Source organism: Methylococcus sp. EFPC2 (assembly GCF_016925495.1).
In the GTDB taxonomy this organism is placed as follows: Bacteria; Pseudomonadota; Gammaproteobacteria; order Methylococcales; family Methylococcaceae; genus EFPC2.
This window is the reverse complement of record NZ_CP070491.1, coordinates 4,367,246-4,381,748: the sequence shown is the minus strand read 5'-3', so window position 1 is coordinate 4,381,748 and position 14,503 is coordinate 4,367,246. Positions and strand designations below refer to the sequence as shown.

Here is a 14,503-nt window from a genome sequence, read left to right as displayed (position 1 = left end):
ACCGGGCTCCGCCGGCTGATCTGGCGGATCGCCCATCGGCATCCGCCTTACGCTGATGCCTTTACACGTCCAGGCCCAATTCGCTGATTTTGCGCGTGAGGGTGTTGCGTCCGTAGCCCAGCATCTTGGCGGCATCCTGGCGCCGGCCACGCGTGAACAGGAGTGCCGTGGTGATCAATATGCTCTCCGCCGTGTCGATGGCATGCTTGGCGATTTCCCGTTCGCCTTTTTTCAATTGTCCGTCCACCCAATGCTTGAGACTGTCTTCCCAGGCGCCGTTGGCGGGAACGGCTTCCGGCTTGGTCTGCAGCAATTCCGGCGGCAGGTCGTCCCGATGCACTTCCTGGCCCGCGGCCATGACCGTGATCCAGCGGCAGGTATTTTCCAGTTGGCGCACGTTGCCGGGCCAGTCCAGCCGGCAGAGGAACTCTTCCACTTCGGGCAGCAAGGTCTTGGTTTCCACGCCCAGTTCCGCACTGGCATCGGCGAGGAAGTGTCGCAGCAGCAGCGGTATGTCCTGACGCCGTTCGCGCAGCGGCGGGATGTGGACACGGATGACGTTGAGGCGATGAAACAAATCTTCGCGGAAGCGGCCTTCGGCGACCAGGGTTTCCAGGTTCTGATGGGTCGCGGCGATGATGCGCACGTCGACTTTGACCGGGGTGTGCGCGCCGACGGGAAAGAACTCCCCATCCGCCAGCACGCGCAGCAAGCGGGTCTGCAACTCGGCCGGCATGTCGCCGATTTCGTCGAGAAACAGGGTGCCGCCATCGGCCTGCTCGAAGCGTCCGGCGCGGCGGCCCTGGGCACCGGTAAAGGCGCCGCGCTCGTGACCGAAAAGCTCGGACTCCAGCAGATCCCGGGGGATCGCGGCCATGTTCAGCGCGATGAAGGGCTGGGCGGCGCGCGGGCTGTGCCGGTGCAGGGCGCGGGCGACCAGTTCCTTGCCGGTGCCGGATTCGCCGTTGATCAGCACGGTGATGTGCGAGCGCGCCAGCCGCGCGATGGCGCGGAAGACTTCCTGCATGGCCGGCGCCTCGCCGATGATTTCGGGCGTTTTCTCCGGCACCGGCGCCGGAACTTCGCCCCGCTCGCGCCGCTGCCGCTGGCCGTGACTGCAGGCTCGCCGCACCAGATCGATCGCCTCGTCGACATCGAACGGCTTGGGCAGATATTCGAACGCCCCGCCATGAAAGGCCGACACGGCGCTTTCCAGATCGGAATGCGCAGTCATGATGATGACCGGCAGGCCGGGCTCCTTGGCTTGCAGCTTGTCGAGCAAGGCCAAACCGTCCACCCCCGGCATGCGGATGTCGGTCAGTATCGCGTCGGGTCGGGCGCTTTCCAGGGCTTCCAGCAGTAAATTGGCGTTAGGAAAACAGCGCGACTTGATCGAGGCCTTTTCCAGCGCCTTCTCCAATACCCAGCGGATCGACCGGTCGTCGTCCACCACCCACACTTGGGCCGTGTCACTCATGTTCCTTCTCCAACGGCAAGAATATGGAAAATACGGTATTGCCAGGCACGCTCGCGCATTCGACCAGGCCGCCGTGCTGGCTGATCAGCGATTGAGCGATGGACAGGCCCAGGCCGGTGCCCTCGGCGCGCCCGGTCACCATGGGATAAAAAATCTGGTTCAACAGTTCCGGCTTGATGCCGGGACCGTCGTCTATCACTTCGATCTTGACCGCCAGGAGGTGGCGGCGGTGTCCGAGCGTCACCTGACGATGGATGCGCGTCCTGATGGTGATGTTGCCCCGGCTGCCGACCGCCTGGGCGGCGTTGCGCACGATGTTGAGGATGGCCTGGATCAGTTGATCGCTGTCGCCCAGCAGGTCGGGGATGCTGGGGTCGTAATCGCGGTGCAGGGAAACCCCGGCCGGCGCCTCCGCCTGCACCAGCTGGCGCACGCGTTCCAGCACCTTGTGTATGTTGAGCTGGCTCTTGTGCGGCGGCGTATGCGGCGCCAGCATGCGGTCGACCAGGGATTGCAGCCGGTCGGACTCCTCGATCACGATGCGGGTGTATTCCCGCTGCTCCTCGTCCAGTTCGCGGTCCAGCAATTGCGCCGCGCCTCTCAGTCCGCCCAGCGGATTCTTGATTTCGTGCGCCAGGCCGCGCAGCAACATGCGCGAGGCATTCTGTTGCGCCATCAGTTGCTCCTCCATGGAGATGCGCAAGTGCCGGTCCACCTGCTGCAGTTCGACCAGCAGGGCCGGATTAGGCTCGTCGACCAGCGGCGTCATGGCGACATTGACCGTCATGGGGTGCAGCGGGAGCGACAGCAGCACGTTGCGCTTGGTGATCGACGAACCCGTCGCGAGCGCCCGGCGCATGTCGGATTCGACCGACTGGTCGCTGAAGAAGAAAACCTGTTGGGCCCTGGATCCCAATACCTGGCGCGCGCTGACCGCGAACAGAATTTCCCCCGGCATATTGATATAGGACAGCGACAAGTCCTGGTCGAACAGCAATACGGCATCGGTCAGGTTGTCCAATATGCGTCGATAAAACTGTACGGATTTAGTGGGAGTCATATTGGGCGAGGCAGCAATTAGCGCGCCACGGGGCGTATTCCGCACGCCACGTGACATTCGCCATGTTCAAGGGATCAGGCCGATTTCATTGTGCCTTTTTTTGGTGCAAAGCGCTCCGGCGCTGCGGGATGACCGCCACAAAAATGCCCCATAACGGGGCATAGGTTTGCTGGTTCGGCTGGAGGATGCCTGTATGCCCGGGCACCGGCCATGCTGAACGGTGTACCGCGCGCAAAAAAAACGACCCCTCGAGAGGGGCCGCTTGGGTGCAGACTTTGATCTTAACGCTTATTCGAAATCGAAGGTCTTGCCGGCATAAGCAGGCAGGCGCGCGATTTCCTGTTTCGGGAACTCGCCGGTCAGGCCGTTCAGGAAGGCGACGATATCGCCGACCTGCTGAGCGTCGAGATCCTTGTTGAGCTGGGTCTTGGCCATGACGCGGACGGCGTCATCGAGGTTCTTGACCTTGCCGTTGTGGAAATACGGCGCGGTCAGGGCGATGTTGCGCAGGGTCGGAACCTTGAAGAAATGCTTGTCGGCCTCGTTCTTGGTCACGTCGTAGCGGCCCAGATCCTTGGTGAAGTTGTATTGGGCTTCGATGGCGCCATTGTCGTAGGTCGGGAACTTCTGGAAGAAGCCGGTACCCTGCGGGAGCGCAGGTCCGTTGAAGGCCGGTCCGCTGTGGCAAGAGACGCAGCCGACTTCCGCGAAGGCTTTCAAACCGCGCTGCTGTTGTTCGGTGAGCGCGCCGCTGTCGCCGTTGGCGAACTTGTCGTAGGCGCTGTTCGGGGTGATCAGGGTACGCTCGTAGGCGGCGATCGCCTTGGCGGCGTTGTCCGCGGTCACCGCGTCGGCACCGCCGAACGCCTTGCCGAAGCCTTCCACATAGCCGGGGATGAGCTTCAAGCGGGCGACCACGTCGTCCCAGCTCTTCGCGCCCATTTCGATGGGATTGGTGACGGGACCCTTGGCCTGCGCTTCCAGGCTGGCGGCGCGGCCGTCCCAGAACTGCACGGAATTGAACGCGGCGTTCCACACCGTGGGCGCGCTGCGTCCGCCAACCTGGGCCTTGACGCCGACGGAGCCGGCCCGATTGTCTTCACCACCGGCCGAAACGTTGTGGCAGGAGGCGCAGGCCACGGTGCCGGACGAAGACAGACGCGGATCATGATAGAGCTGCTTGCCGAGCTCGACCTTGGCCTCGGTCGTCGGGTTGTCCGCGGGTTCGGGCGCCTTGGAGGGCAGCGCCGGCCATTCGCCGGCGAAAGTCACGCCGGAAACTCCCGCCAAGGCGAGAGCGCCGATCAATGTTCCGAGTTTGTACATCGTCTCGCTCCTTATTCGTTTTAGGTATTGGTGATGGATATTCCGAGTGTTGTCGTCGACAACCGAGCGCGCCTCTTATAGAGAATTACGGTGACAATTTCAACCGGCCGCCATCCCGTCGTGGATATCGTCAAGCGGTTTCGACTGGGCCAAAGAGGCTGGGGTTTGATGCATAATGAGCGGAACTTCCTTATTCACATACCGGTGATCGTTATGCAAATCTTGCGAACCAAGGCGTCTTCTCCGGACGACTTTCAGGACACCGGTTTGCGCCGTTGTTTGAGTGCGGCGGACCTCACCCTGCTCGGCATAGGCGCCATCATAGGCACGGGTATCTTCGTGCTAACGGGCATCGCCGCCGCCACCCAGGCGGGGCCAGCGGTGGTCCTGTCGTTCGTATTCGCCGGCCTGGCTTGCGCCTTCGCCGCCTTGTCCTACGCCGAACTGGCCGCCAGCGTCGGCGGCTGCGGCAGCGCCTACGGTTACAGCTATGCCGCATTCGGCGAACTGGTCGCCTGGATCATAGGCTGGGATCTGATACTGGAGTACAGCATTTCCGTGGCGGCGGTGGCCAACGGCTGGTCCGGCTATTTTTCCAACGCGCTGACCGCCATCGGCCTGCCTTTGCCGGTATCGTTGACCCGCGCTCCGTCGCTGGGAGGCTATGTGAACCTGCCGGCCAGCGCCATCGTTTTGATGCTGATGGTCCTGCTGATCGTCGGCGTCAAACAAAGCGCGCGGCTGAATACCGTCATGGTGACGATCAAGGTGTTGACCATCACGGTATTCGTATCCCTCGCGGCTTTCAATGTCGATCCGGCCAACTGGACGCCCTTCCTGCCCTACGGCTGGTTCGAACACAACCCGGCGGGCAAGCCGGTCGGGGTGCTGGCAGCGGCCTCCCTCGTGTTCTTCGCCTATGTCGGCTTCGACGCGGTGTCGACCGCAGCCGAGGAGGCCCATAACCCCAGACGGGACCTGCCCATCGGCATCATCGCCTCGCTGGGTTTCTGCACCCTGGTTTATATCATCGTGTCGGGCCTGTTGACCGGCCTGGTTCCTTATACCGAGTTGAACGTGTCCTCTCCCGTGGCGCATGCCCTGCACCTGCTGGGTTTCAACTGGGCATCCGCCCTGGTGGCGACCGGGGTGATCGCCGGGCTGACCACCGTCATGCTGGTGCTGTACTACGCGCTGACCCGCATCATCTTCGCCATGTCGCGCGACGGCTTGCTCTCGCCCGCATTCTCGGCCGTCCATGAGCGCACCCAGACGCCGGTACGCGTCATCGTGCTGTGCGGTTTGGCGATTGCGACCGTGTCCGGTTTCATTCCGCTGGGTGAGCTCGCCGAGCTGGTGAACATCGGCACCTTGTTCGCCTTCGTGCTGGTCTGTCTGGGCGTCATGGTGATGCGCCACAGGCAGCCCGCCTTGCACCGCCCTTTCCGCACGCCCGCCAATCCGGTTTTCCCGGTGCTTGGCGCACTGTCATGCTCGGCCTTGATGGCCTTCCTGCCCGCCACTACCTGGTACCGTTTTCTGATCTGGCTGGCGCTCGGCTTGCTGGTTTATTTCGCCTACTCGATCCATCACAGCCGCCTGGCGCAGAAGGCGAACTGAAACCGCTGCATACCCCGAACGGTTCGCCGGCAGCGCCAATTGCGCTCGGGCGGCAGGGGTAGGCTGGAATGAGCGGCAGCGAATTCCGGCAACAAGCTCACCCGTTGCTCATCCCGGCCTACAAGCTGAGTGCCATAGGATGTGCAGAGGAACGAAGCCCATAAATCGCGAACGATGCGCTTCGCTACCGCTTAGCACATCCCACTGTGCCGGCCAGCGCGGCCGCCGCTATACCCTCGCGATGCGTTATCATCCGGCTAACAGGCGCGCGTTTCGGCGCCGGTGAGCGGGTAGTGAAATGAAAGAACTGGCGAAGAAGTGGCAGCAGTCGCACATGGGCGAGGTCCAGGGCGCGGACGCGGAAGAACCGGCGCGGGAAAAGAAATTCCGTCTGCACAGCCGTTTCGAGCCGGCCGGCGACCAGCCGGAAGCGATACGCCAATTGCTGGAAGGCTTGCACGACGGCGAGCTGCACCAGACCTTGCTGGGCGTGACCGGTTCCGGCAAGACCTTCACCGTGGCCAACGTCATCGCCCAGGAACAACGACCGGCGCTCATCATGGCGCCCAACAAGACCCTGGCGGCGCAGCTTTACGGCGAAATGAAGGATTTCTTCCCGGAAAACGCGGTGGAGTATTTCGTCTCTTATTACGACTACTACCAGCCGGAAGCCTACGTCCCCTCCTCCGATACCTACATCGCCAAGGACGCCTCGCTCAACGAGCACATCGAGCAGATGCGGCTGTCCGCCACCAAAGCCTTGATCGAGCGGCGCGACGTGGTGATCGTGGCCACGGTGTCGGCCATCTACGGCTTGGGCGAGCCGGCCTCTTATTTCGAGATGGTGCTGCACCTGGTGCGCGGCGACCTGATGGACCAGCGCAAGCTGCTGCGCCGCCTGGCCGAGCTGCAATACACGCGCAACGACACCGAGCTGCGCCGCGCTACCTTCCGCGTGCGCGGCGAGATCATCGACATCTATCCGGCCGAATCGGAGCGCGAGGCCTTGCGCGTCGAGTTGTTCGACGACGAGATCGAGCGATTGTCGTTGTTCGACCCGCTTACCGGCGAGATCCTCGCCCGCATCGCCCGCTACACCGTTTATCCCAAGTCCCACTATGTCACGCCGCGCGAGAAGCTGCTGGCGGCGGTCGACGAAATCAAGGTCGAGCTCAAGGAGCGGCTGGAAGTGCTGCGCGGCCAGAACAAGCTGGTCGAAGCCCAGCGCCTGGAACAGCGCACCCTGTACGACATGGAGATCATCCTGGAAGTCGGCTATTGCTCCGGCATCGAAAACTACTCGCGCCATCTGTCCGGGCAGAAGGCCGGCGAGCCGCCGGCCACCCTGTTCGACTATTTGCCGGATGACGCCCTCATCGTCATCGACGAGAGCCACGTCACCATCCCTCAGATCGGCGGCATGTTCCGCGGCGACCGCGCGCGCAAGGAAACCCTGGTGGAATACGGTTTCCGCCTGCCCTCGGCGCTGGACAACCGGCCTCTGAAGTTCGAGGAGTTCGAGGCGCGTACGGGCCAGCGCATCTATATCTCCGCCACGCCGGGGCCCTACGAGCGCGAGCACTCCGGCGCGGTGATCGAGCAGGTGGTGCGGCCCACCGGCCTGGTCGACCCGGATGTGGAAATCCGCCCGGCCGGCACCCAGGTCGACGACCTGCTCTCGGAAATCCGTCAGCGCGTCGCGGCCCAAGAGCGCGTGCTGGTCACCACGCTGACCAAGCGCATGGCGGAAGACCTGACCGAATACCTGCTCGACCACGACGTCGCCGTGCGCTATCTACACTCCGACGTGGAGACCGTCGAGCGGGTCGAGATCATCCGCGATCTGCGCCTAGGCAAGTTCGACGTGCTGGTCGGCATCAACCTGCTGCGCGAAGGCCTGGACATCCCCGAAGTCTCGATGGTCGCCATTCTCGACGCCGACAAGGAAGGCTTCTTGCGCTCCACCGTCTCGCTGATCCAGACCATAGGCCGGGCCGCACGCAATCTGCACGGCAAGGCCATCCTCTATGCCGACAAGCGCACCGGCTCCATCGAGCGTGCGTTGGAAGAAACCGAGCGCCGCCGCGCCAAGCAGGTGGCCCACAACGAGAAGATGGGCATCACGCCCAAGACCGTACAGCGCAACGTCACCGACATTTTGGAACTGCCCATCCCCGGCCAGGGCGTGAGCTACACGGGCAAGCCGGGCAAGACCAAGCTCAAGGCCGCCGAACCCGCGGCCGATTACCAGACCCTCAAGCCCAACGAAGCCGCCAAGCTCATCAAGCAGTTGGAGGAAAAGATGTACGCCGCCGCCCGCGAGCTGGAATTCGAGGAAGCCGCCAGGCTGCGCGACGAGATCAAGAAGATACAGGACGGGGCCTTCGTCGGATGAGCGATAGCAAACTTCCACCCGCTGGCGGCGAAAACGACGACTTAGGCCCCTCTCCCCGTGGGAGAGGGGTTGGGGTGAGGGAAACCGCGCCTGGATTGGACGATGTGTCAGTCGAAACCGGGAAGCCTTCAACCCTCACCATGCCCTCTCCCAGCGATGTAGGCTGGAATGAGCGGGAGCGAATTCCGGCAAACGGCCCGGAAAGCTGGGATTCCCTGCGGTCATCCCAGCCTACCTTGGAAAACCCCACCGCTTCCGGCGAAGAACAGCGCTTCGACAACCCCGCCGAGCTGACGTACTGCGCAACCCGTTTCGTCAGCGCCAGCCGCCGCTATCTGGATCTGGCCGCCGGCGACCCCGAACTGCCGGCTTACGCAGACAAGGAGTTCGTCGAGGCCGTGAAGCAAGTGGTGCTGGGCAGCCCGCACAGCCGGGTGCGCATCCTGCTGATCGATCCCCGATCCCTGGTGCTGAGCGGCCACCCGCTCATTGAACTGGCCTTGCGCCTCACCAGCCACATGGAAATCCGTGTCCTCCCGCCGGACCAACAAGGCGTTACGCAAGGCCTGCTGATCGGCGATCGCCGCCACAGTCTCCAACGGATGGACCCGCGTCGTTGCACCGGATCGGCTTGGCCCAACGCCCCGCGCCGCGCCATGAAGCTGCTGGAAGAATTCGAAACGCTATGGGTAACTGGCGAAGTCGACCCCAATTTCCGCCGGCTGATGCTTTGACGGTTGTAGACCGTAGGTCGGGTTAGCCATCTTTTCGGCGTAACCCGACGGTTCTTGCGTCGGGTTACGCGCCGGAGACGCTAAGCCGCCCTGGCGACGGCGAAACTCACGGATCGGAAGGAATCGAATCCCGGTATTCCGTCCAGGCCTTGATCATATATTCGGCGATCTCCCGGGCCTCGGCGTTCGACAAGACATCGTCCAACCAGGAACCATCGGCTCTGGCATGGATGACATCATCGTAACCGGTGGTGATGCGCCAGCCGCCCGGGGGTGTTGTCAGGTTCAGGCCGATGCTGGGGCCCATGCAATGGATCTCCCGCCTGGTCGATAAGACGATCTTGTTTTTACCGGTTTGCATGACGATGAGTAAACGTAGTGGACGGAGCGACCGCGAACGGCGCCGCGGTGTGGGGCGATTTTATCATTCGGCCCGATGTCCGCCGCCGCTTGCGGGTGAATAGTCTCGTAACGAAGATCGACTAATTCGCGCTCGATTACTGGCGCAGATTGTTGATGGCCACGCACTCAACAATCTGCGAGCCAGCACCGACGGCATGTCGCGCCGGCCATCCACTATCAGATAAATGATGACTTGGCTGCCAGACACACTGTAAATCACCAGGACGACTTACTCGACCTGGTCAGCGCGCTTCAGCAGGCTTTCCAGTCGCTTGCTCAGCCAGCCAAAGCCCACGTATTCCTGCTCGAGGCGCAGGCTCTGGCGGATGCGATTGTCGCGCAGATCGTCGTAAAGTGCGCACTCGTCCGCAATCAGCCTGGACAAGTCGGCCAGCACGGGCTTGTCCTCGACACCCCAAACGGCGGCGTGCACATTCAGGGTTTCCCGGTCCATCAAGAATGATTCGACGTGGGCAAACTGACCGCGCAGCTGATCCAGAATGGCAAACCCGTGGGTGTCGATATCACCCCAGTAGTACATGGCGCAATCTTTCAGCCAAAGGCTGCGCGCCAGAGCATCCCAGCCGTAACCGGCCCCGAAGATCACTATGGCCTCCTTTGCGCGGGGAAAGGCCAGAAAGTTGGTTTCGTTCTCGGTAATGAATACGCGGCGAACGTCCAACTTCAGACGGCTGAAACTGTCGGCATCCAGTGTCATGTCGGGGCAGACCAGCCCACGGACCGACTGGATTTCCGGATCGATCACCCGGAAGCGAATACGCGGCGGTTTGTCCAGAAAACCGTAGCGCGTGGCAAACTGGCCGACGCCGGTCTTGGTGAGATCCACGGCATCGCCGGGTAGCGCCAGATCAAGCAAGCCGGTCAATACGCTGCGGTGGGTCTCGATGAATTTGCTGTGCACGCCGGGCAAGTCCACCTGGCGCAGGTAGATGCCGGGACGGGGATGAGCCATGAGCCAGCCCACCACGGCCAGCAATCGGGGCCAATCGTCCGCCAACTCCAAGGCTTGCAGCGGATGCCGTTCAAGCCAGAACAGCAATGCCGGATGCGCGACCTTCGTCGCAGCGACCAGTGCCGAGAAACGCTCCCAGTCACGGCGTCTGCCCAGCCAAGTCAGCGCGTTCTCCATGGAGTCGATCCAGACGCTGGATGGGAGGCGTTGCACCCCCTGAACCCGGTGGCGCACCTCCCGCCACTCCACGCGCATCGGGGCGGCCGTCGCCAGCTCCGCCGCCCAGGCGCGCACCGACTCGAAGCGATCCGTGATGTCCGTAGAACCCGGGGCTTTGAGGGTCAGGCGCAAGGGGAATCGCGCATGGCCCGTCACCGCGTCACGCAACAACTCGCCCCGTTCCCACATCCGCGCCAGTTGCACCTTCAAGTCCTTCGGAGTCGTCCAAGTCACGGCGCAATGCCCTGCACGGCCTGCGCTGTCATGTTGGCTTTCTGCACCCGGTATTCCTCTATGGACAGGTTGCGCAACTTGGACGCTCGGCCACCCTCGTTGTACACGAAACCCACACTGGACACGAAGGGCTCGATGATGTGGATCTTCTGCAGTGGCGTGACAATCAGCAGTTGCAGGTTGAGTTGGCGGAATAACTTCAGGCCGTATTGCGCCGATTCATCCGAGCCCCGGCCGAAGGCCTCGTCGATGACCACGAAGCGGAACGAACGGGAGCGCACTGCGCCCCACTCCAGCCCGAACTGGTAAGCCAGGCTGGCGGCCAGTATGGTGTAGGCCAGCTTTTCCTTCTGACCTCCCGATTTGCCGCCGGAATCCGAGTAGTGTTCGTGCTCGCTGTGATCCTCGCGCCAACGCTCGCAGGCGGCGAACAGGAACCAGTTGCGCACGTCCGTTACCTTCGCGGTCCAGCGACGATCCGCTTCGGTCAAACCCTCGCGTCCCTTGAAGCGGTCTATGATGGCCTTGACCTGCAGGAATTTGGCTTCCGAATACTGGGCGTCCTCCGAGCCCGTGACCGCACCCTCGGTACAGGCGCGCAGTTCTTGTTGGAAGTCACGGATCTCCGCATCGGGGCTGGCCTGCGACTCCAGCACGATGTAACGTCCGGGGTTGTAGTCGATCTCGCCCAGGGACTTATTGATGTGGGCGATGCGCTCCTTGATGGTCTCTCGCTCGCGGGCCAGTTGGGCGTTGAAGTTGGCGATCTCGTTGATGGTGTTGACGTTGAGCAGTTCCTTGAAACGCACCACGAAGCGCGGCAGGTCGTCCCTGTTCAACTGCGTCAGCAAGCTCTCATACTCGAAGGCCGCTTCGAGGCTGGCATCCATTTCCGCCGTTTCGAGCTTGAATGCCTCCTTGAAGGACGCCATGGCCTTGATGATCTTTTCGGCCAGGCGGTTCAGCGCCTTGGTTTCGTTGTCGATCCTGGTTTGAAGCCAGCTGCGTACATCCTGCTCACGGTTGTCGCAGGATTCAACGGTCAGCTGATGCTCGCCGAGCGCTTCGGCCTGCATAGTTTCCAAAGTGGCCGAAAGCGGTGGATCGATAGCAGCGTCCTGCAGGAGCAAAGCAGTTTGCTGGTGCAGATCTTGTGCTGCTTTTTGGCGCTGAAGTACGTCACCGCGTTTTTCGAGTGCGGTCCGCAATCCGGCTTCGGTCTCCTTGAGCGCTTGCTGCAGATCCCGCAGCCGCCCGTTCAATTCCTTCAACACATCGGACGTCGATTCCAAAGCCCGGCGCTCGTCTTCCAGCGTAGCGATCGCCGCCGCCACGCTGGCCCAGTCCAATTCTTCGAAGGCGGTGAACTCCTCCAGCCCGGCCAGCGCGTCGAGCCGACCCCGTAAACTCTTGCGCTCCGCGTCGATCTTGCCCATTTGACCGCCCAACTCCTCTAGGCGGGTTTCGAGCTGGCGTCGCTTGGCTTCCATTACGGCGATCTTGGCACTGTTGGTCCAACCCAGCACGTAACGGCTGCGGTCGTCGATGCGATGGCGGTCGTCCTTCTCGTGACGGCCTGTCGGATCCTTGATCTGGCCCGCGCGGGTGACGGCGCGCGTCTCGCGGCGGAATTGATCCTGGGTGGCGCAGCAGGCCACATCGAAACGGTGGGCGAGTTCGCGTTCCAACCAGTCGTAGTGGGGCGTATCGGGCTTGATGGCCAGCTTGCGCACCAAGGAATCACGGTGCAGTTCGGGCAGTTCACCCGCCTTGCGCGGCCGCACATGGAAATACACCAGGCGCCCACGCAGATGGCTACCATCCACCCATTCCGCCACGGCCTTGTAGCGGACGTCGGGCACCAGCAGCGATAGGCCGAAGCCTCGTAGCAAGCGTTCGGCCGCGCCTTCCCAGTCGCGCTCGTCATCACGTACCTGGATCAACTCGCCTGCGAACGGCATGTCGTCCCCGTTCAGATTCAATGCAGCATACAGTGCGGCGCGTATCTGGATTTGCGTGTCGTCGATGTTGCTGCGTCGGCGCTTGAGGCTTTCGATTTCAGCCGACAGCTGGTCGTGTTCCTGCTTGCCCTGCCGCAGAGTCACACCGTGTTCGGTCAGGGCGTTTTGCAGATCGGCGTCACGGTTACGAACATCCTCGCGCCAGCTTCTGAATTGCGCCCGCTGCGCGGTAAAGGTGGCGTCGTCCGTGCCCATGGTTTCGCCCAACACGGCTGCCAGCTCGCCGTATCGTCCGGCCTTGGCCTTGCGCGTATCGCGCAGTTGCGACTTCGCGCGGATCTCGGCCGCGAGCCGCTCCAGGCGGTCTCCACCGTTGTCGTTGATGGCCTGCTTCAGCTCGTCGATCTGGCGGCCCTGCTCTTCGCGCGAGGAGTCCAGTCGCCACACCTGCCCATCCACTCTCTCCCATTCTTCGTTCAGGAGGCGTAGGCGCTTGTCCAACAGCCCCAGTTTCAGGCCGGCAAAATGTGCCCGCAGACTCTCGCGACAATGGCGCAAACGGTTCACCTCGGCCACCTGATCTCCATGACGCGTGCAATCCGCCACCAGCGGCGTCAGCAGTTCCACCTGCTGTTGTGCCTTGAGCACCGCCTCATGGGCGCGGTTAAGGTCGTCGAAATGGCCGATCAGGGCCTTGATGCGAGTCACCACATCGAACGGCTCCAGCATATGGCTGCGTACGAAGTCCGTGAGATTGCCGACCGATTTCATCGACACCGTTTGGTGGAACAATTCCAACGCCTGCTCGTTCTCTATGCCGAAACGGCGCCTGAACCAGGCCGCATAGGGCGGAAAGCTGTCGTGCAGTTCCGCGCCCTGCCCCCGCAATTTCTTGCGCAACTGCCCGATCTCCGAACCGAACTGGGCGAAGTCCGACGCGATAGCCAAACCGCGCTCCGCCGTCACGAAGAAGCGTGCCGGCTGTCCCTGGGCTTCCTTCATCCAGAACACCTGCGCCAGGCTCACCGTCAGGTTGTAACCGGCGTTGCCGAACACCCCGAGGATGACCGAATAGCTGCTGTGGTCGCGCAAGGACACCGGCTTGGCCGCGCCGGTAATTTCGTTGCGCTCGGATTTGTAGTGTCCGAGCACATAGGAACGAAGGGTACGCTCCCTGCTGTCGGCTCCGGCCGCCTTGTTGTAGGCAATGCGGTGCGCCGGCACCAGCAAGGTGGTGATGGCGTCCACGAGGGTGGACTTGCCCGAACCGATGTCGCCGGTAAGCAAGCCGTTCTTGCCGTCCAGTTGCAGCGTCCATACCCGACCATCGAAGGTACCCCAGTTGAGCACTTCCAGCCTCATCAGGCGATAACCCGACAGTGCGTCGTCGGCGACGAAGTCCAATTCCAGGGATTGCTGGTCATTCATGACCTTTTCCCTCCTCGGTGCTTGCCGGCTCCGACAAGTCGGACTGGTAGACGGCCAGTCGGGCATCGAATTCAGCCAGCCATTGCGCATCGACAAAGGCCTTCAGTATGCGCCGCACCTCGTAGCTGGCTGGAACGGTAGTCCCGGTTGAAGCAGGCTTGAGTTTGTGCAGAAAGCCAAGCTCCACCACTTTGTTGATGTGGGTTTCGATCTGGTCGATCAGCCTCGCCTCGTTGGGGCCAGCCGGCAGAAACACCCGCACGAGTTCCGCGATCTCGTCGCGGCTCAACACCAAGCGCGTATCGCCGCCGCTGGCATCGAACTCGGCCAGCTTTTTGCGCAGCAAGGCCAGCAACAAACTTACCGGGAAGGATAAGGGCCGGCGTGCCACCAGCCGCGGCAGACGCGGCGCCGTATCGTCTTCAGCAGGCTCGGGGCGGCTCTTGAGGAAGGCGTAACCTTCGGCTTCGTCCAGTACCAGGTCGAGGTTGAGCACGGCCACGTAGTCTCGCACCCGTGCTTGCAGATTGAGCAGGGCCGCCCATTGCCGTTCGTCGTTTTCCCGGTAGAGCACGCCTTTGAGCAGACCGATCAGCAACACCGACAAATCGGCTGCGGGCGTAGGCGTAGGCGAGGTACTGGTAAATTCTTCTTCCATTGCTTGCCTCTATGGG

10 protein-coding genes are annotated in these 14,503 nt (G+C 62.4%); 3 read left to right on the top strand and 7 right to left on the bottom strand.

Annotation, left to right across the window (positions count from 1 at the left end):
• Positions 1 to 61 precede the first annotated feature (61 nt).
• The 3 genes from ntrC to JWZ97_RS18905 all read right to left on the bottom strand — a co-directional run bounded on the left by ntrC (position 62) and on the right by JWZ97_RS18905 (position 3,863).
• Positions 62 to 1,477 carry a nitrogen regulation protein NR(I) gene (gene ntrC, locus JWZ97_RS18915; RefSeq protein WP_205432298.1) on the bottom strand — a complete coding sequence of 472 codons (1,416 nt, stop codon included), beginning with the start codon at positions 1,475 to 1,477 and terminating at the stop codon, positions 62 to 64.
• A complete protein-coding gene (gene glnL / locus JWZ97_RS18910; RefSeq protein ID WP_205432296.1) occupies positions 1,470 to 2,537 on the bottom strand; it encodes a nitrogen regulation protein NR(II) in 1,068 nt (355 codons plus the stop codon). Before glnL ends, ntrC begins: the two co-directional genes overlap by 8 nt.
• Before the next feature lie 288 nt (positions 2,538 to 2,825).
• The gene (locus tag JWZ97_RS18905; protein ID WP_205432294.1) at positions 2,826 to 3,863 is read right to left on the bottom strand and encodes a cytochrome-c peroxidase; all 1,038 of its coding nucleotides are present in this window, start codon (positions 3,861 to 3,863) and stop codon (positions 2,826 to 2,828) included.
• A gap of 213 nt (positions 3,864 to 4,076) precedes the next feature.
• Between JWZ97_RS18905 and JWZ97_RS18900 the strand changes: the two genes are divergently transcribed.
• From JWZ97_RS18900 to JWZ97_RS18890, 3 genes are all read left to right on the top strand, one after another.
• Positions 4,077 to 5,483, top strand: coding sequence for an amino acid permease (locus tag JWZ97_RS18900; protein WP_205432292.1), 1,407 nt, complete (start codon positions 4,077 to 4,079; stop codon positions 5,481 to 5,483).
• Positions 5,484 to 5,817: 334 nt separating this feature from the next.
• Positions 5,818 to 7,878, top strand: coding sequence for an excinuclease ABC subunit UvrB (uvrB, locus tag JWZ97_RS18895; protein ID WP_205434726.1), 2,061 nt, complete (start codon positions 5,818 to 5,820; stop codon positions 7,876 to 7,878).
• Between the two features lie 236 nt (positions 7,879 to 8,114).
• A complete protein-coding gene (locus JWZ97_RS18890; protein ID WP_205432290.1) occupies positions 8,115 to 8,612 on the top strand; it encodes a hypothetical protein in 498 nt (165 codons plus the stop codon).
• Between the two features lie 106 nt (positions 8,613 to 8,718).
• Here JWZ97_RS18890 and JWZ97_RS18885 read toward each other — a convergent pair whose 3' ends face one another.
• The 4 genes from JWZ97_RS18885 to JWZ97_RS18870 all read right to left on the bottom strand — a co-directional run bounded on the left by JWZ97_RS18885 (position 8,719) and on the right by JWZ97_RS18870 (position 14,487).
• Positions 8,719 to 8,973 (bottom strand): hypothetical protein, encoded by a 255-nt coding sequence (locus tag JWZ97_RS18885; protein ID WP_205432288.1) that lies wholly within the window; start codon positions 8,971 to 8,973, stop codon positions 8,719 to 8,721.
• A 270-nt stretch (positions 8,974 to 9,243) separates the two neighbouring features.
• A complete protein-coding gene (locus JWZ97_RS18880) occupies positions 9,244 to 10,440 on the bottom strand; it encodes a DUF3322 domain-containing protein (protein ID WP_240342399.1) in 1,197 nt (398 codons plus the stop codon).
• Positions 10,437 to 13,829: an ATP-binding protein gene (locus tag JWZ97_RS18875; RefSeq protein ID WP_205432286.1), complete on the bottom strand. Its 3,393-nt coding sequence runs from the start codon at positions 13,827 to 13,829 to the stop codon at positions 10,437 to 10,439. Before JWZ97_RS18875 ends, JWZ97_RS18880 begins: the two co-directional genes overlap by 4 nt.
• Positions 13,822 to 14,487 carry a DUF4194 domain-containing protein gene (locus tag JWZ97_RS18870; protein WP_205432285.1) on the bottom strand — a complete coding sequence of 222 codons (666 nt, stop codon included), beginning with the start codon at positions 14,485 to 14,487 and terminating at the stop codon, positions 13,822 to 13,824. Before JWZ97_RS18870 ends, JWZ97_RS18875 begins: the two co-directional genes overlap by 8 nt.
• Positions 14,488 to 14,503 lie beyond the last annotated feature (16 nt).